Source organism: Fodinicola feengrottensis (assembly GCF_039530045.1).
Classification (GTDB): domain Bacteria; phylum Actinomycetota; class Actinomycetes; order Mycobacteriales; family HKI-0501; genus Fodinicola; species Fodinicola feengrottensis.
Map to the genome: position 1 here is coordinate 159,185 of NZ_BAAANY010000015.1, position 17,764 is coordinate 176,948.

The window sequence follows — 17,764 nt, forward strand, 5'->3', positions numbered from 1 at the left end:
CGCCGGACGGGGCTGGGTCCGTCTAAGTGTGCCAACTCTGGTTTAGAGGTGACGGTCTCGCGCGGGGGTGAGGACACGGGGTTGGGTTCCGCGCGGGGTGGGCAAGCGGGGCTGGGTCCCGTCATAGGGGGCAGTGAGGCGGTTGGTTAGATGACGCGGGCGCCGGGGACGGGGCCGTGGGCGGTGCGGACCGTACGGCAGACGCCTAGGCCGGCGAGGCCCGCGGCTACCCGGATGGCGTGTTCTCGGTCTTCGGCAAGGAAAACGCAGGTGGGGCCGGAGCCGGAGACGGCGCCGCCGAGGGCGCCGGACTCGACGCCGGCGGCGAGCGTACGACGCAGGGCCGGTCGCAGCGAGATGGCGGCTGGTTGCAGGTCGTTGGTGATCACCTTGGCCAGCGGCGCCGACTCCGAATCGCGCAGGGCACGCAAAAGTGCGTCATGGCCGGCCGTTCGCGGGGGCGGCCGGCCAGTGCCGCGCAGGCGATCGAGTTCGGCGAAAACGGTCGGGGTGGACAGGCCGCCGTCGGCGAGGGCGATGACCCAATGCCGTTGCGTACGAGCCAGAACCGGTGAGAGCACCTCGCCATGCCCGGTGCCCAGCGCGGTGCCGCCGTACAACGCGAAAGGCACGTCGCTGCCCAGCTCGGCGGCGGTCTCGGCGAGCTCGTCGCGGGTCAGGCCGGTCCCCCACAGCGCGTCGCAGGCGACCAGCGCGGCGGCCGCGTCCGCGCTGCCGCCGGCCATCCCGCCGGCCACCGGGATGCCCTTTCGCATGGTCAATCGGACGTTCGGCGACCGGCCGGTGGCCTCGGCGAGGGCGTACACGGCGCGGGCGGCGAGATTGCTGCCGTCCAACGGTACGTCGTCGGCGCCCTCGCCAGTGACCGCCAGCTCGAGCGCCGGAGCGGGCTCGGCGGTCAGCTGGTCGTAGAGCGAAATCGCCTGGTAGACCGTGGTCAGCTCGTGAAACCCGTCGTCGCGGAGCGGGCCGACGGCGAGGTGCAGGTTGATTTTCGCCGGCACCCGTACCCGAATCGGCCCGGGCAGGCCCGATAACGGCCGGATCGGCTCGGCTTCGGGCTCAGGCATGGTCTTTCCTGGCCTGTACGGCGATCTCGGCGAACGCCTCGGTGGTCAACTGCTCGCCGCGAGCGGTCGGATCGACCCCGGCGGCGACCAGGATCCGCTCAGCTCGGGGCGCCGAACCAGCCCAGCCAGAAAGCGCCGCCCGCAGGGTTTTGCGGCGCTGCGCGAAAGCCGCGTCGACCACCGCGAAAACCTCCTTGACCGGCACTTCCACCTGCGGCGACGGCTGCCGGGTGATGGCCACCAGCCCGGAGTCGACGTTGGGCACCGGCCAGAACACCGCCCGCGGCACCGAGCCGGCCCGCCGCACCTTCCCGTACCAGGAGGCCTTGACGCTGGGCACCCCGTAGGTCCGAGAACCCGGGCCCGCCGCCAACCGGTCCGCCACCTCCGCCTGCACCATAACCAGCACCGTACGCAGACTTGGCTGGCGCGCCAGTAGGTGCAGCACAACCGGTACCGCGATGTTGTACGGCAAATTGGCCACCAGGGCGGTCGGCGCGGGGTTTTCCAGGGTGTCGATCCGCAGCGCGTCGGCGGTGATCACCCGCAGCCGATCGGCTGTTTCCGGCGCTCGCTCGGCCACCGTACGAGGCAGCCGCTCGGCCAGCAGCGGGTCGATCTCCACCGCGATCACCTGCGCACATGCCGGTAACAAGGCGAGGGTGAGGGACCCCAGCCCGGGCCCGACCTCCAGCACCACGTCGTGCTCGGTCAGCTCGGCGGCCTTCACGATCCGGCGGACCGTGTTCGGATCGTGCACGAAGTTCTGCCCGAGTGTCTTGGTCGGGCGAAGCCCCAGCTCGGCCGCGAGCCGCCGGACGTCGGCCGGCCCGAGCAACCCGTCGGTCACCAAGGACCGAACACCCGCTCGGCGTTCGCGTCGACCGCCGCGCAGACCTCGTCCAGTGGCCGGCGCTGCAGGTCGGCGATCGCTCGCACGGTCCAGGGCAGCAAATACGGCTCGTTCGGCTTGCCGCGGTGCGGATGCGGGGTCAGGAACGGCGCGTCGGTCTCCACCAGGATCTGCTCCAACGGTACGGCCGCGGCCGCTTCCCACAGCGCGGAAGCGTTCCGGAAGGTGACCGGGCCGGCGAAAGACAGCATCCAACCGGCGTCGGCGCACAGCCGGGCCATCGCCGCGTCGCCGGAAAAGCAGTGAAAAATGACCGTCCCTTGTGGACGTTCAGCACGCAACACCGAAAGCACGTCGTCATGCGCGTCCCGGTCGTGGATCATCACCGGTTTTCCCAACCGCTCAGCCAAAGCGATGTGCCAAGCGAAAGCCTCTCGCTGCTCCGCCCGAGGTGGCGCGAAATCCCAGTAATAGTCCAGTCCGGTCTCGCCAATCGCTCGTACGCGTGGATGCCCGGCCAGCTTTTCCAGCTCGGCTTTGACGTCGTCGGTGAAGTCGGCGGCCGCGGTCCTGGTCGGGTGCAGCGCGACGGCACCGTAGAGGTCGTCGTGCCACTCGACCGCCTGACTCACCCAGCGAGCGGACGGCAAGTCGTCAGCGACGGTGACTACTTTCCTTACGCCCACAGCGTTTGCCCGGTCCATCGCCGCACCCACGCTGTCGGCGTCGGTGCAGCCGCACGCATCCAGATGGGTGTGCGCGTCCACCACCGGCGCCGGCAGCGGCTCGGGCGGCGGAGGTGGCGCGCCCCGCCGACCCGTCATCGCTCGATCAACTTGCCTTGATCCGCGGGAAGAGCGGGGTGCCCTTCTCCACCGGCAGGCCGCCCGGGTATTGCCCCCAGCCGGCCGCAGCCGGCAGCCGTACGTCAGCTGGCGAACCCGAAAGGCCGATCCGCCGCCAGACTTCCTCGGCAGCGGTCGGAATTGCCGGATAGGCCAACACCGAGACGATCCGCAGTGCCTCCAACGCGTCGCCGAGCACCGCGCTGACCTCCTCACCGGGCTCCAGTTTCCACGGCTCAGTGGATTCCAGCAGTGCGTTGGTCTCCCGGATCAGCCGCCAGGTGTGCTCCAGCGCGATCGACGGCTGCACCGCTTCCCATGCCTTGGCGGCATTCGCGTACGAGTCACGGGCGACTTGGGCGAGTGGGCTGTCCGGCCGCGGCGCGGGGCCGATGCCGTCGCATTTCTTGCCCACCACCGTACTCACCCGGGCCAGCAGATTGCCGTAGTTGTTGGCCAGATCGGCGTTATAGCGGCTGATCATGCCCTCGTAGCTGAAGTCGCCGTCCGGCCCGAACGAGTTGTCCCGCAGGAAGTGATAGCGGAAACCGTCCACGCCGAAATCCTCGACCAGGTCGGCGGGAGCGATCTGGTTGAGCGCGGTTTTGCTCATCTTTTCGCCGCCCACCAGCAAGAAGCCGTGCACCGACAGGCGGTGCGGCGGAGTTTCGCCGGCGGCCAGCAGCATCGCCGGCCAATACACGCAATGGAATCGTAGAATGTCCTTGCCCAGCAGGTGATGCACATGTGGCCACCACGCGTTGAACTTCTCTTCGTCCGTGCCGTAACCGACCGCGGTCGCGTAGTTGATCAGCGCGTCGTACCAGACATAGAAAACCTGGTCCCGATCCCACGGGATCGGCACGCCCCAGCTGATCGACGACCGGCTGATCGAGACGTCTTCCAAGCCCTGCTTGATGATCCCGAGCGCCTCGTTGCGCTTGGACTCAGGCAGCACCACGTCGGGATGGGCCGCATACCAGTCCAGCAGTGGCTGAGTGAACTTGGACAGCTCGAAAAACCAGTTCTCTTCCTTGAAAAGCTCCACCGGCCGGTGATGGATCGGGCAGAGCCCGAGCCCATTCGGGTCCGGGTTGGGCAGCAGGTCGGCCTCGACGTAATAGGCCTCGCAGGAGACGCAATAGAGGCCGTCGTACGTGCCCTTGGTGATGTAGCCGTTGTCCTTCACCTTGGACAGCAACTTCTGCACCGCGTCGATGTGCCGCGGCTCGGTGGTCCGGATGAAGTCGTCGTACGAGATGCCCAGCAGCTTCCACGCCTCCCGGTAGCGGTCGCTGGTCCGGTCGGCCTGTTCCTGCGGGGTGATGCCATTGGCATCGGCGGCCCGCTGCATCTTCAGCCCGTGCTCGTCGGTGCCGGTCAGGAACATCACGTCGTCGCCGAGAAGTCGGTGCCAGCGCGCCAACGCGTCCGCGTTCACCGTGGTGTACGCGTGGCCGATGTGCGGCGCGTCGTTGACGTAATAGATCGGAGTGGTGACGTAGAACTTCTCGTTCCCCGTCGCCTCGGCGGGTGCGCTCATGTTTCCAGCGTAGTGCGTACGGCCAGTGGATTTTCGCTGGCCGTACGCCACGCCGGAAGCGCCGGGTCCACCGCTCGCACGGGGTGTCGGTGTCCAATAGGGGCGTGACCACCCCATCCGACCCCGAAAGCACCCATCAGTCCGGCCCGCAGAGCGTCTCGGACGACGTTCCCGCGGCCGGCAAGGGCAGCGCCTCGGCTGGAATGGCCACCACCGCCCCGATGCCGGTGGTCGACCGAGCCCGCAGCCTGGACGAACTGGCCGCCGCGGTGATGGCCCGGCCGGTGGACCGTGGCATGCCAGCGCGCCGGACCAGCCGCGCGGTGCCGTACACGCCGCCGCCGCCCGCACCAGCGCCGGTCGTGCCGTCGCCGCCTCGGCTGGTCGTCGCCCCGCCGATCGTCGAAGAGCCCGTCGACGAAGAGCCCCTTGTCGAAGAGCCCCTTGTTGAAGAGGCCCTGGTCGAAGCACCTGTTGTCGACGCGCCCGTCGCTGAAGAGGCCGCCGCAGAAGAGCCGGTTGTCGAAAAGGCCGTTGCCCCGGCTCCAGTGACTGAGCCTGTGCAGGTTCCGGCCGCCCAAGCGCCCGACGCCTCCACGCCCGGCGATGCTGTCTCTGACGCCAACGTTTCCCCAGTTCAGAGCACCGATGTGGGCGAATCCGCCGAGCCGGTACGACAGTGGAGACCGGCAACCGACGAGTCGGCGGAGGAACCGCTGCCGGTCGCCCTGATGCAGGTGCACACGCCAGTGCAGGCGGAACCGGCGCCGACGGAACCGGTAGGGCCACCGATCGTGGTAGAGCCACCGACCCAGGCCATCGTGATCGCCGACCCACCAGCCGAGGCGTCGGCCGAGACAACAGTCGAGACAACAGCCGAGACAACGACCGAGACAACGACCACGCCGGGGCGACGGACCGAGCAGACCGCGAAACTCGCGTACGCGTCGCTGGCGGCTCCGGTGCACTACGGCCGGCCGCGGTGGGAGGAACCCACCGACCCGATGGACCCGCCGGAGCCGTATCCGTCCCGCGGAGACGACGAACCCGGCAGCCGCCAGGACCGCCGGCGCGCCAAGAAGGCCGCGAAGGCGCCCAAGCGCAGCCAGCTACACGACCGCCGCCGTACGGCCGGCCGTCGCCCGCTCTTCGGGCTCGTCGCGCTGGTCATCCTGACTTTTGGCGGTGCGTTCTTCGGCTGGGTGTCCGCCGACCCGTTCTGGCTGAGCGTCGGACGCGGCAGCCAGGGCACCGTGACGGTCACCGACTGCATGTCGCGGGGCGTCGGACAGACGTGTATCGGCAACTACAAGAGCCCCGGCTACACCGCCCGCGACATCACCATCGCCGGCCTGCCGCCGTCCCAACAAAAGGGCGTGCAGCCAGCACGGATGCTGTCGGCCAAGCACGCCTGGGCGTACACGACCTCCAACCGCGGCCTGCAAATGCGCTGGGGCATCGGCGCGTTTTTCGCCCTGCTTCTGGGTTTCCTGGCCGCCAGCGGCACCGGCGCCAAATACCTGCGCCCGTTCGGCCGGCGCCGCGTCTTCGCCGCCCGCGTCCTGGCCTTCGCCGGCCCAGTCCTCGCCTTCTTCGCCCTCATCTTCGCCGCCCTGATTTAGTGTCCTGCGCGACCGAGCGAAGGGGTTGCGCTGGGCCTCTTCGGAACCCGGCGGTTGCTCGGTGGCAAGAAACCCCATGTCCGCAGAAAGGGCAACGGGAGAGTGGGTCAGCTGGGGCGGTCGGCGGCTAGGGAGGCTTCGTAGACCTGACGCTTGGGTACGCCGAGGCGCTGCGCGACGGTGGCGACGGCGTCTCGGCGGGACAGGCCGGCGGACTGTTCGGCCACCACGGCGGCGACCAGTGAGACCTCGTCGGCGGCCAGCTCGACCACCGGCGCACCACCGATGACCAGCGTGATCTCACCGCGTACGCCATCGGCCGCCCAGGTGGCCAGCTCGCCAAGGGTGCCCCGGCGGACCTGCTCGTACGTCTTGGTGAGCTCCCGGCAGACCGCGGCCGGGCGGTCCGCACCAAGCGCGGCGGCCAGGTCGACGAGCGACTCGGGCAGTCGGTGGGTGGCCTCGAAGAGCACGATCGTACGAGGCTCGTCCGCCAGCGCCGCGTAAACGCGACGCCGTTCGGCGGGCTTGCGTGGCGCGAACCCTTCGAAGCAGAACCGGTCGGACGGCAGGCCACTGACCGCGAGCGCGGTGGTGACGGCGCTCGGTCCGGGCAGCACGGTCACGTCGATGCCGTCCACGACGGCCGCGGCGACCAGCCGGTAGCCGGGGTCGGAGACACTCGGCATGCCGCCGTCGGTGATCAGCAGGACGGTCTGGCCGCCCCGGAGCGCCTCGGCGAGCTGCGGGGTGCGCTGGCGTTCGTTGCCCTCGAAGTACGAGACGATCCGGCCGGGCACCTCGACGCCCAGGTCAGCGGCCAGCCGGCGGAGCCGGCGAGTGTCCTCGGCGGCGACCACGTCGGCGCTGGCCAGCCCGTCGCGCAGCCGCTGCGACGCGTCCGCCACGTTGCCCAACGGCGCACCCGCCAGCACCAACCGTCCGCCGGTACGCTCCTCCGCCACTTGATCAGGCTATCGGGCCGGTCACCTACCCTGAGCGGGTGGCAGCAACGGCGACAACCGAGCCGGTCAGCTTGGTCAAGCGACTGGACGACCGCCGGATCCGGCTCACCGCCGAGCTGCGCGACCGGATTTTCCGGCCGCTTCCGGCGGATAAGCGGATATCGTGGCTGTGGGCGCTCGCGATCACCCTGCTGGGCGGGGTGCTGCGGTTCGCCCACCTGACCCGGCCGGCCGGCGACGGCAAGGCGCAGATTTTCGACGAGATCTACTACGTGCACGACTCGTGGACGCTGCTGCATCACGGGTACGAGCTGGACACCACCAATACCTTCGGTGCCTTCGTGGCGCATCCGCCGCTGGGCAAGTGGTGCATCGCGCTCGGTGAGGCGCTGTTCGGCGAGAACCCGTTCGGCTGGCGATGCGCCGCCGCGGTGGCCGGCACGCTGGCGATCCTGGCGCTGATCCGGATCGCCCGCCGGATGTTCCGCAGCACGTTGCTCGGGTGTATAGCCGGCCTGCTGCTCGCCCTCGACGGCCTGGAGCTGGTGCAGAGTCGGGCCGCGTTGCTGGACATCTTCCTGATGACGTTCCTGCTGGCCGCCTTCGGCTGCCTGGTCCTGGACCGCGACCACCGCCGCCGTACGACGCTGGCGGCCCTCCAGGACGGCACCGCGACCGCCCACCGGCTCCCCGGCAGAACGCTCGCGTCCGTCCCGTGGTGGCGGTTCGCGGCCGGCGTCTTCACCGGCATGGCGCTGGGCGTCAAGTGGAGCGCCGTCTACTACATCGTCGCGTACGTGCTGCTCGTACTGGCCTGGGAATATGGCGTCCGGCGCTCCGCGGGCGTGCGCCGCCCCTTCCGCGACACCCTGCTCGGCGAGACCGGCTGGCTGGCCGCCTTCGTTGGCTTCGCGCTGCTCGCGTACCTGGCGACCTGGACGGGCTGGTTCGCCACCAGCGGCGGCTACGACCGCGGTTACTACGCGGCTGGCCACGACGGGCACCCGCTGCCGCCGGTCATCAACGCGCTCTACAACCTCGGCCGCTATCACTACGAGAGCTGCAGTTCCACACGCATCTCGACGTGCCGCACAAATACCAGTCGTGGCCGTGGAGCTGGCTGCTGCTCGGCCGCCCAGTCGCGTACGCGTATTCCGAGGCTGGCCCGTGCGGGGCCGGCCACCAGTGCGCGGCCGAGACGCTCGCGCTGGGCACCCCGGCGCTCTGGTGGGCCTTCATCCCGGCCCTGCTGGTCAGCTGCTGGCAGTGGATCGCCTGCCGGGACTGGCGCCCAGCCGCCGCCATCGTCGGCGCGGCCGCCGGGATCGTGCCGTGGTTCGCCTTCCCGGATCGAACGATGTTCTATTTCTACGCCCTCCCCGCATTGCCCTTTTTGGTGCTGGCGGTGACTTTCTCACTCGGTCTGGTGCTCGGGAGCGAGAGCGCCAACAGGGACCGGCGGCTGGTCGGAGCCGTCATTGTCGGTGGGTACGTCATGCTCGTCGCCGCCGCGTTCGGCTTCTTCTGGCCGATCTACACCTCGGAGATCCTGACCTTCGGGCAATGGCGAGCCCGCATCTGGCTGAACTCCTGGATCTAGGCCACCCGTACGATCGGCGGGTGGCAGCTACCACGGCTCAGATGCCGGTCAGTCTGATCAAGAAGGTCGACGACGGTCGGATCCGTCTCACGCAGGAGTTGCGCGACCGGCTGTTCCGGCCGCTGCCGCAAGACGCGGTGATGTCGTGGGTGTGGACGATCGCGATCACCGTTCTCGGTGGCGTGCTGCGGTTCGCCTTCCTGACCCGGCCGCGTGCTGACGACAAGCTGCAGATCTTCGACGAGGTCTACTACGTGCACGACTCGTGGACGTTGCTCCACAACGGGTACGAGCTGAACACCACTAACGACGGCCCCGGCTTCATCGTGCATCCGCCCGTCGGCAAGTGGTGCATCGCGATGGGTGAGGCGCTGTTCGGGGAGAACCCGTTCGGCTGGCGGGTCGCCGCCGCAGTGGCCGGCACGCTGGCGATCCTGCTGCTGATCCGGATCGGCCGGCGGATGTTCCGCTCGACCCTGCTGGGCTGCATCGCCGGCCTACTGCTCTGCCTGGACGGGCTGGAGCTGGTGCAGAGCCGGGCCGCGCTGCTGGACATCTTCCTGATGACGTTCCTGCTCGCCGCCTTCGGCTGTTTGGTGCTCGATCGCGATCACCGACGCAAGACGACCCTGCGGGCGATCGAAAACGGCCGCGCCACCGTCCGCCGGCTCCCCGGCCGTACGCTCGCGTCGGTGCCCTGGTGGCGGTTCGCCGCCGGCGTCTTCACCGGCCTCGCGCTGGGTGTCAAGTGGAGCGCGGTCTACTTCATCGTCGGATACGTGGTGCTCTCGCTGGCCTGGGAGATCGGCGTCCGGCGCTCGGCCGGGGTACGCCGCCCGATCCGGGACGCGCTGCTGGACGAGACCGGCTGGCTGGCCGCTTTCGTCGGCTTCGTGCTGCTCACGTATGTGGCCAGCTGGACCGGCTGGTTCGTCACGTCCGGCGGCTGGGACCGCAACTTCTACGCTGACGGGCACGGCGGCCACCCGCTGCCGCCGATCATCAACGCGCTCTACAACCTCGGCCAATATCACCTTCAGATCCTGCATTTCCACACCACGTTGGACGCCAAACACCCGTACCAGTCCTGGCCGTGGGGCTGGCTGCTGCTGGACCGCCCAGTCGCGTACGCGTACTCGGGGAAGGGTTTCTGCGGTGTCGGGGTCACCTGCTCGACCGAGACCCTCGCGCTGGGCACGCCCACGCTGTGGTGGGCTTTCCTGCCGGCGATCGCGGCCACCGTCTGGCAGTGGATCGCCGGTCGCGACTGGCGGGCCGCGGCGGTGCTGGTCGGCGTGATCGCCGGCATCGTGCCGTGGTTCGCCTTCCCGAACCGGACGATGTTCTATTTCTACGCGCTGCCCGCGCTGCCCTTCCTGATCCTGGTGCTCACCGTCGTCCTCGGCCGAATCCTCGGCGACCAGAGCGCGACCCGGGAGAGACGCACGGTCGGGGCCATCATCGTCGGCACGTACGTGCTGATTGTGGCGATGACTTTCGCCTATTTCTGGCCGATCTACACATCCGAGACCATCACATACGCGCAATGGCACGCTCGCATGTGGCTCGACTCCTGGATATAGCCGCGAAAAGGCCACCTTCCAGGCGGAAGGTGGCCTTTTTTGCTGGAGAGCAAGGGTTAGTTGTAGGCGAACTGCTCCAGCTCGGTGTCCAGTCGGTTCAGCTCGGAGCGGTCGATCAGCCCGAGCGCCGCGTCCAGCTCCTGGGTGAGCCGCTCCGGCTCGGTGACCACGCCACCCAGCTGGATCTTGCGACCGCCGGTCTCCACCAGCAGCATCGGGAACGAGTCGGCGCCGAGCTGGCGGGCCAGCGAGAAGTCGGCCACCGCGGCCCGCGCGGATTCCTCGCTGTGCAGCTGGGCGAGCACCGCGCTCGGGTCCAGGCCGGCGTCCAGCGCGATGTTGATGTACGTGTCGGCGTCGGACAGGTCGCGACCGTTGCGATAGAAGGCGATCTGCAGGGCGTACGCCAGCTTCAGCGCCTCCTCGGGTGCGCACTGGCGGAGCGCCGCGAACCCGCGGGCGGCGGCCTCGGAGTCCATCACGAACCGGCCGCTGGCCAGCAGCCGCTGATACGGCTGGCCGAACTGGGCGCCGGTCAGCTGGCTGATCCGGTGGTTGGTCTGGGCCAGGTGGCTGAAGGCCGACACCGGCACCCGCGAGTCGCCGGTGAGCAGCCCGCCGCTGATCACTCTCAGCTCGACGCGGTGTTCGTTGGCTTGGATGAACCGGTAGACCGACGGGGCGAACCCGTACGACCAACCGCAGTAGGCATCGAACACGTAGGTGACCCGGGGTAGCGGCACGCCCGCTCCTTTTCCGTAACGCTGCTCGGCGTGGGGTGACCGCAGGGCGGTCGTCGCCGGCAGGCCAACGAAAACGGCCGCCTCACTGCCACCCTGCAGTGCGCTGAATCTACGCGAGCCGCCGGCTCTGGAGCGTATCGACAGGCATCATCCCACTATGTGAGACGATTCTAGAACGATTCAGCCCAGCTAGCCGCGATCCACGATTTCGTTACAGCGGGCACAAGGGGGCATACCGAGGTCGAGGCGTACATTTCGCCCGGCTCACTCCCCCGACTTGATCCAACCCGCCCGGATGCCGTCCTCGATCATGCTGTGCACCGCGTCCCAGAGCTGCCGTGAGCCGTCCTTGATGCCGGACGTACGCGCGCGCACGACCTCGGCGGTGACGCCCGGTGTGTTCCAGGTGCCGCCGCGGGCCATCCAGTTCAGCAGGATCGGCTGCAGCCGGTCGATCGCCTTGGCGAACCGGGCCTCCGGCGTACGCCGAGCCTCGAACTCGTCCCACAACGCCCGGATCCACCGTGCCTGGTCGACTGGCAACAACCGGAACAACCGGTCGGCGGCGGCCTCCTCACGCTCCTGCTGATCGGCCGCGGCGGCGGTGTCGTAGAGCGGAGTGTCGCCGGCGTAGATCTCGACCAGGTCGTGGATGACGACGAGCCGCATGGTGTGCCCGACGTCGATCCGCTCGTCCGCATAGTCGGACAGCAGCATCACCATCAACGCCAGATGCCAGGAATGCTCCGCGTCGTTCTCCCGGCGGTCGGCGGCGGCCAACGGCGACGCCCGCAGCACGGTTTTGAGCCGGTCCACCTCGATAATGAACGACAGCTGGTCGGCGAGCCGGTTCGACAGCGCGGCCGGCAGCGGGTTTTGCTGGACAAGAAGGTGTTCGTCACTACTCACCGCCCCATCGTTTCATCCCGGGCGGGTAAAACCGGCGCGCGGTAACGTCCGACACTGCCCGGACGGGCACCGTGCGTACGATCAACATCCTCGAAACCGGCGGGAGAAACTGCGGATGGTCAGCCTGCAACATCCGAACCGGCCAGCCATCCCGAAACTGCGGGTAGCCACCAGGCTCGACTGGGCGATGCTGGCACTGGCGGTCTGCTCCGTACTACTGCTGGGATATGTCACGTTCTTCCCGCATTCGGAGACCACCGCGCACGTCGTTTTCGTTATCGACACGGGTGTTTGCGCGGTCTTCGCCGCCGAATTCTGCTGGCGTTGGCGCAACCACGGCTGGCAGCGGACTTTCCCGCTGCACAACTGGTACGAGATCCTCGGCATGATCCCGATCGCGCACCCCGCGCTGCGCAGTTTCCGACTGATCCGGATCGTGGTCGTGCTGATCCGGCTCGGCCGCGCCGCCGACCGCGCGTTCGGCGAGGAGTTCACGTACAAACTGGTCGAGCGGCTGTCCCGGCCGATCGTGCTGGCCATCAAGAAACCGATCACCGTCGCCGTCCTGGACGAGGTGGTGAAGGTGGTCGAGACCGGCAACTACCCACGAAACTTGGCCCGATCGCTGGACGAGAGCCGCGAACAGCTGCGGGCGATCGTCACCGAGAAGGTACGAGAAGACCGGCAGGCCGGCGTGTTCCGCCGCCTGCCGTTCCACGACGACGTCGTCGACGGCGTGGTGGACACCGCGATGCGGATCATCCTGGAAGTGCTGCTGGACCCACGGATCGACACGTTCTTCGCTGAGGTCGTACGCGAGAACCGGTTGCAGATCCGGCACGCCGTCCAGCAGGGCCTCAGTGAGAGGCAGCACGACGCAGCTGGGTTGTGACTTAAGACCCACCCTCGCTAGCTGGATTGCCTTTTCATATTCAGCCTCCTAACGTCAGTGGCACCTGCTGACCACTAGGGAGATTTTCGATGAGACTCACCGGCAAAACCGCGCTGATCACCGGCGGCAACAGCGGCATCGGCCTCGCCACTGCCCGCCTGTTCGTGGCCGAAGGCGCGCGAGTCGCGATCGTCGGTCGCAACGCCGAGACGCTGGCGCTGGCCGCGAAGGAACTGGGCGAGAACGCGATCGCGCTGGCCGCCGACGCCAGCGACGAACCGGCCCTGCGCGCCGCCATCGACGCGGCCGCCGCCGAGTTCGGCGGCCTGGACATCGTCTTCGCCAACGCCGGCATCGGCGGCCAGACCCCGCTCGACACCACCACCGCCGCCCGATTCAGCCAAATCCTCGACGTCAACGTGACCGGCGTTTTCCGCACCATCCAAGTCGCTGCCCCGCACCTGCGCGAGGGTTCTTCGGTAATCCTGAACGGCTCCGTACACGCCGTCCTCGGCGCCCCCGGCTACAGCGCCTACGCCGCCAGCAAGGCCGCCGTACGCGCCATCACCCGCGTACTCGCCGCCGAACTGGCCCCCCGCGGCATCCGCGTCAACCAGGTCACCCCCGGCGGCACCAGCACCCCGATCTGGGGCGATGCGGCCCAACTGGCCGCCGCCAGCGAACGGATCAGCCGGAGCGTCCCCCTCCAGCGCTTCGCCGAGCCTTCCGAGGTCGCCGCGGCCGCCCTGTTCCTCGCCTCGGATGACTCGTCGAGCGTCGACGGCGCCGAGATCGTGGTGGACGGCGGAGCCACTTCTTCCCCCTTCGGCGCCCCGATTTATCGCTCTTAGGCGCGGTTTTTGTTTCGGATGGCGACCTTGGGCGTTGAGTGCGGCACAATATCCCGCACTCGACGTCGAGTGCGGGATATTGTCCTGCAGTCGATGAGCCGGGGGCGTCCAGTCGCACGAAAAGTTCGGCGAGTGCCAGGCTGGGCGCACCCGCCAGGCGCGGAAAATTCTTGAAAAGTCAACAAAATTTCGGGCGAGCCGGCCTCTAACCCACCCCCCACCCAAATAAGGGAGGGGGCTAGAAAACAGCATGCGTACGACAGTTTCGCGCCGCACCCCAGGCCGCTACGGCGTGTCGGGGAGGGACACGAGTTTTTCGAAGAGGAATTCGTGTTTAAGGAAGGACACGTCGTATTCGTGACCTGGCTGCGGTGGGAGCAGCGGCGACATCTGGAGCAGTCGCCAGCCGTCTTGGAGGGCGGCGACGCCGGTTTCGTACGGGGGTCCGTCGCTGTCGCCGGTGGTGGGTTTGGTTTGGCCGGTGCCGTCGTAGCGGGACCAGCCGACGACGGTGGCATCGAGGGCGGACGTGGCGAGGTAGAGGACGAGGACCTGTTGGCGGACGGTGGTCACCGGCGGCCTCCGGAACGGGTGGCGAGACTGATGCGGCGGGGGCGGTTGGTGACACGGGTGACCCAGAAGTCGAGGTCGAAGGTCTCGTCGCCGGTCAGCGCCCGCCAGAGTTTGATCCGGTGGTAGATTTCCAACCGGCCAGTGGCCATTTCGTACCAAGGAAAACGGGTGTCAAGCAGTTCGGTCACAGCCGGGTCGTCGAGGTCGTCGGTGTTCCAGAGACGGACCTGACGGACCGTCGGGTTGAAACGGATTTTGAACATATAGCGCGGAATGTCACTGTCATTGCGACGGCCGCCGTGCCAGATTCCGTGGTGCAGCAGGACAATCGTGCCGGCCGGACAGGTGAGCCGGGTCTGGCCGCGCAGGTTCTGGTAGCGGCCGGTGTCGGATTCGTTGGTACGCCGCAAATGACTGCCGGGGACGCTGAGCGTGCCGCCCATGTCGGCGGTGACCTCGTGCGGGTAGTACATCAGCTGCATGTCGAAAGCATCGGGGCGTACGTCGATAATCGCGTCACCGTGCAGTGGCTGCGCCTCGCCGCCGTGCGGCTCCCGGATGTGTACGTGGTGGTGGTCGATCGTCGGACCGGGTCCGACCAGGCTGTGGATCGCCCCGGCCACCGCCGGCAGGTCAATCAACTGGCGGACGAACGAGCCGACCGGGAAGGCCTCGTCGACGGTCGAGCCGTACGGCACGGACGCGATGCCGGCGGTGAAAACGTCGATCGCCCGGGCATTCAGTGCGGCCGGCACGACCGCGTCCATCCGCAGCGCGCCGTGCGAGACGAACTCCGCCATCTGGACAGAGGTGAGCAGGTTCTTGCGTTCCATCGGGCCTCCTTCTTGTGGTCCGGGTACGACCACGCTAAATCTGAAGTTGGCCTTTTTCAGTGGGCTCTGATCACCTTCACTGGTAATTTTTCACCATGCTCGCGAGCTCTCCAGCACGGCTGTCACCCGCTCGCGCCGGCCACCAGCATGGTCAACGCAACCGCCGGCGGCGTACGGCCGACGTCGCCGGTGGCCAGCCGGCGCAGCTGCAGGCCGGCGATCAGCGCCACTACCGGACCGGCCAGCAGGTCCGGGTCCGGCAACTGGAGAACGGTGAGCACGGTGACCGCGAGCCGTTCGTACGCTTCAAAACACTGTGCCGCCGCGCCGCGCAGGTCGTGATCTCGGCCGGCCTGCAAGAAAAGCTCCAACGGCGCGATGTCCTCGCGACCGAACGTCATAGACTCCAGCACCTGCTCGACGGTCGCCGCCGCCGCTGCCAGGCTCGGCGCGCCGCCGGCCGCTCGCTCCGCGATCGCCGCCAGCCGAGCCGTCTCCTCGCGCGCGAACAGCAGCATGCTTTCCCGCAGAACATCGGTCTGGCTGGGAAAGTGATAGGTCAGCGAACCGAGCGAGACCCCGGCCGCGGCGGCGATCCGGCGGTTGGTCAGCGCCGGCACCCCCTGCTCGCCAATGATGTGCAACGTGGCGCGCAGGATCGCTTCACGGGCTGGCATCACAACGGTCATGCTGGCGGCTTCACCGTCTCCCAGCGACGGGAACGCTGCAGCTCGGCGGCGACCGACAACAGCAGCGGCTCGCTGTCGGCCGGGCCAAGCAACTGCGCGCCAATCGGCAGGCCACCATTGGTGCGGCCGGCCGGCACGTTGACCCCCGGCCAGCCGAGCACGTTCCATGGCCAGGTGTAGGGACAGGCACCAACCATCAGCCGGTCGGTGTGGAAGTTGTTGAGCCCGTCGAACATCCCGATTCTGGTCGGTGGCAACGCGGTCGTCGGTGTCAGCACCACGTCGACGTCCGCGAAGATCGAGCCGAGCTGCCTGCGCAGCGGCGCGTCCGCGGCACGGGCCATCTTCAGCGCCGGACCGCTGAGCAACCAGCCGGTGCGGCCGTTTTCCCTGGTGCGCTTGTCGAGCAGCCGCCGCTCCGGGACGCGCTGGCTCCACTCGTACACACCGGTCAGCGAACGCGGCAGGAACGCCAGCCCCATCGCGCCGTAGCGTGGCTCGGCCGTCACGACCCGGTGGCCGAGCGCGGTCAGCGCACCGGCCAGGCCGCCGACCGCGGCCCGGATCTGTGGATGCAGGCGGGCCGGCGCGATGCTGTACGGGATGCGGAACGACAACCCGATGCGCAGCCTCTCCGGGGTCGTTTTCACTGCTGTCGCGTACGTTTCGCCAGTGCCGGCCAGGACGTCGAAGAGCAGCGCGGCGTCCTCGACCGTACGCGCGATCGGGCCGATCACGGTGAGACCGTTGAACAGCTCCGGATGTGGCCAGGTGGGGACCCGGCCGGTCTGCGGCTTGATCCCGACGAGGTGATTCCACGCCGCCGGGATCCGGACTGACCCGGCACCGTCCGACCCCACCGCCGCCGGCACCAACCCGGCCGCCACCGCCGCCGCCGATCCGCCGCTGGAGCCGCCGGCACTGTGGTCCAGATGCCACGGGTTGCGGGTGGCGCCAAACGCGGGCCCTTCGGTGAACGGCCACTGTCCCAGCTCCGAGGAGTTGGTCTTGCCAACGATCACGGCACCGGCCGCACGCAACCGTCGCACCGCCTCACAGTCCGCGTCAGCCGGCGGAAACTCACCCGCACAACCAAAAGCCGTCGGCTCGCCGGCCATGTCAACGTCGTCCTTGATGGCGATCGGCACCCCCAGCAGTGGCAACCGCTCACCGCTTGCCAGCCGCCGATCCGCGTCCCGCGCCTCGGCCATCGCCGCCGCGTGCCGTACCACTCGGAACGCGTTCAACGTCCCCTGCGTCGCGTCGATCTTCCCGAGCGCTTCCGCGACCAGCACTTCCGACGTCGTACGTCGGTCGGCCAGCTGCTCCACCAGCTGCACCAACGTCGGCAACGCGCTGGTCACATCATCGGTCACGATCGGTCGCATGAGTCACCTCCGGCAGTCGTTCGTTCGAACGAACGATACGCCGGTTCGGTTCCCCGCGCAGGCCGGCGGACTCGGGTTACAACCTCCCCAGCAGCTCCGTCTTCTTGGCGTCGAACTCCTGCTGCGTCAGCACCCCCTGGTCGCGCAGCGCGGCGAGTTGCGCGATCTGGCCAGCGATGTCACCGCCGCCGGACGGCGCCGCCTTGGCGCGAAACTTGGCCCGGATGCCGTGCACGCGCAGCCTGTCCTCAAGCTCTCGGCATTTCTTCGCCTGACCCATCACGGTCATGCCGGTGAGCATTTCCAACCGCAGCACCACCTGAGTCCCAGCTTCGTCGAGGTAGTCGAGGTGGATGTTGTTGGCCTGCGCGAGATCGGAGTCGGGTTGGCCGGCCAGTCCGCTCATGAGCGACTCGGCGGTGCTCACCTGGCGCACCACGAACTGCAGGTCGTTGACCGCGGCGTACGGGATCCGGACGAGGTTCCAGAATGACTTGCTGCCGATGGTCGGCTCCAGCTGAAACTCCTCGGCCATCAGCAGAAATTTGATTTCGCCGGACTTCGCCTTCGGCAGCGACGCGAATCCGCCTTTGTAGACGACCTTGTACGTCTCCAGTGGCGCCTCGCCGGACGGCTCCGCTTTCTTCCCGAACAGCCCCATTTTTCCCGTTCCTTGCCCGTTGCCGGTGGCTCACCGCTCGGCGGCCGAGCGCAGTGTAGCGGTAAAATCAAGCACCGCAAGGGTGAACCCCAAAGTCGGTGTAGTCCGCAGGTTTGTTGGGCT

General features: G+C 68.2%; 17 protein-coding genes and 1 pseudogene. 6 read left to right on the plus strand and 12 right to left on the minus strand.

The features are described from left to right. Positions 1-146: 146 nt before the first annotated feature. From ABD301_RS21245 to metG, 4 genes are read right to left on the minus strand one after another with little or no spacing between them, the layout of a single operon-like run. Positions 147-1,091, minus strand: coding sequence for a 4-(cytidine 5'-diphospho)-2-C-methyl-D-erythritol kinase (locus ABD301_RS21245; RefSeq protein WP_344312039.1), 945 nt, complete (start codon positions 1,089-1,091; stop codon positions 147-149). Further along, complete coding sequence (gene rsmA, locus ABD301_RS21250; RefSeq protein ID WP_425551967.1) at positions 1,084-1,944, minus strand: 16S rRNA (adenine(1518)-N(6)/adenine(1519)-N(6))-dimethyltransferase RsmA; 861 nt, start codon at positions 1,942-1,944, stop codon at positions 1,084-1,086. The genes ABD301_RS21245 and rsmA overlap by 8 nt, the downstream gene beginning before the upstream one ends. Then, a complete protein-coding gene (locus ABD301_RS21255) occupies positions 1,938-2,768 on the minus strand; it encodes a TatD family hydrolase (RefSeq protein WP_344312041.1) in 831 nt (276 codons plus the stop codon). The genes rsmA and ABD301_RS21255 overlap by 7 nt, the downstream gene beginning before the upstream one ends. A gap of 7 nt (positions 2,769-2,775) precedes the next feature. Then, complete coding sequence (gene metG / locus ABD301_RS21260; protein ID WP_344312044.1) at positions 2,776-4,332, minus strand: methionine--tRNA ligase; 1,557 nt, start codon at positions 4,330-4,332, stop codon at positions 2,776-2,778. Positions 4,333-4,436: 104 nt separating this feature from the next. Here metG and ABD301_RS21265 point away from each other — a divergent pair, with 104 nt between their 5' ends. Next, positions 4,437-5,954 (plus strand): hypothetical protein, encoded by a 1,518-nt coding sequence (locus ABD301_RS21265; RefSeq protein ID WP_344312047.1) that lies wholly within the window; start codon positions 4,437-4,439, stop codon positions 5,952-5,954. A gap of 107 nt (positions 5,955-6,061) precedes the next feature. On the opposite strand, the gene rsmI is transcribed toward ABD301_RS21265, so the two are convergent. Beyond that, on the minus strand, positions 6,062-6,919 hold the full coding sequence (gene rsmI / locus ABD301_RS21270) for a 16S rRNA (cytidine(1402)-2'-O)-methyltransferase (RefSeq protein WP_279582881.1): 858 nt from the start codon (positions 6,917-6,919) through the stop codon (positions 6,062-6,064). Positions 6,920-7,260: 341 nt separating this feature from the next. Between rsmI and ABD301_RS21275 the strand changes: the two are divergent. The 3 genes and pseudogenes from ABD301_RS21275 to ABD301_RS21285 all read left to right on the plus strand — a co-directional run. Continuing rightward, a pseudogene (locus ABD301_RS21275) lies at positions 7,261-7,728 on the plus strand (glycosyltransferase family 39 protein); the annotation flags it as partial. 275 nt (positions 7,729-8,003) lie between these two features. Continuing rightward, on the plus strand, positions 8,004-8,519 hold the full coding sequence (locus ABD301_RS21280) for a dolichyl-phosphate-mannose--protein mannosyltransferase (RefSeq protein WP_279582879.1): 516 nt from the start codon (positions 8,004-8,006) through the stop codon (positions 8,517-8,519). A gap of 20 nt (positions 8,520-8,539) precedes the next feature. Further along, positions 8,540-10,102, plus strand: a complete 1,563-nt coding sequence (locus tag ABD301_RS21285; protein WP_344312049.1) for a dolichyl-phosphate-mannose--protein mannosyltransferase — start codon at positions 8,540-8,542, stop codon at positions 10,100-10,102. Between the two features lie 56 nt (positions 10,103-10,158). Here ABD301_RS21285 and ABD301_RS21290 read toward each other — a convergent pair whose 3' ends face one another. Continuing rightward, positions 10,159-10,845 (minus strand): DsbA family protein, encoded by a 687-nt coding sequence (locus ABD301_RS21290; RefSeq protein WP_163573061.1) that lies wholly within the window; start codon positions 10,843-10,845, stop codon positions 10,159-10,161. A 264-nt stretch (positions 10,846-11,109) separates the two neighbouring features. Further along, entirely contained in the window at positions 11,110-11,754 is a 645-nt protein-coding gene (locus ABD301_RS21295; protein ID WP_344312052.1) for an HD domain-containing protein, read from the minus strand. A 115-nt stretch (positions 11,755-11,869) separates the two neighbouring features. Here ABD301_RS21295 and ABD301_RS21300 point away from each other — a divergent pair, with 115 nt between their 5' ends. Both ABD301_RS21300 and ABD301_RS21305 read left to right on the plus strand, forming a co-directional pair. Next, a complete protein-coding gene (locus ABD301_RS21300; RefSeq protein ID WP_344312054.1) occupies positions 11,870-12,646 on the plus strand; it encodes an ion transporter in 777 nt (258 codons plus the stop codon). A gap of 89 nt (positions 12,647-12,735) precedes the next feature. Continuing rightward, complete coding sequence (locus ABD301_RS21305; protein WP_344312055.1) at positions 12,736-13,497, plus strand: glucose 1-dehydrogenase; 762 nt, start codon at positions 12,736-12,738, stop codon at positions 13,495-13,497. Between the two features lie 285 nt (positions 13,498-13,782). On the opposite strand, the gene ABD301_RS21310 is transcribed toward ABD301_RS21305, so the two are convergent. From ABD301_RS21310 to ABD301_RS21330, 5 genes are all read right to left on the minus strand, one after another. Continuing rightward, positions 13,783-14,070 carry a hypothetical protein gene (locus tag ABD301_RS21310; RefSeq protein ID WP_344312057.1) on the minus strand — a complete coding sequence of 96 codons (288 nt, stop codon included), beginning with the start codon at positions 14,068-14,070 and terminating at the stop codon, positions 13,783-13,785. Next, a complete protein-coding gene (locus ABD301_RS21315) occupies positions 14,067-14,903 on the minus strand; it encodes a phytanoyl-CoA dioxygenase family protein (protein ID WP_344312059.1) in 837 nt (278 codons plus the stop codon). The genes ABD301_RS21310 and ABD301_RS21315 overlap by 4 nt, the downstream gene beginning before the upstream one ends. A gap of 122 nt (positions 14,904-15,025) precedes the next feature. Beyond that, the gene (locus ABD301_RS21320; protein WP_344312061.1) at positions 15,026-15,592 is read right to left on the minus strand and encodes a TetR/AcrR family transcriptional regulator; all 567 of its coding nucleotides are present in this window, start codon (positions 15,590-15,592) and stop codon (positions 15,026-15,028) included. Then, complete coding sequence (locus ABD301_RS21325) at positions 15,589-16,980, minus strand: amidase (protein WP_344312062.1); 1,392 nt, start codon at positions 16,978-16,980, stop codon at positions 15,589-15,591. The genes ABD301_RS21320 and ABD301_RS21325 overlap by 4 nt, the downstream gene beginning before the upstream one ends. Before the next feature lie 76 nt (positions 16,981-17,056). Beyond that, entirely contained in the window at positions 17,057-17,641 is a 585-nt protein-coding gene (locus ABD301_RS21330) for an SHOCT domain-containing protein (protein WP_344312063.1), read from the minus strand. Between the last annotated feature and the right edge of the window lie 123 nt (positions 17,642-17,764).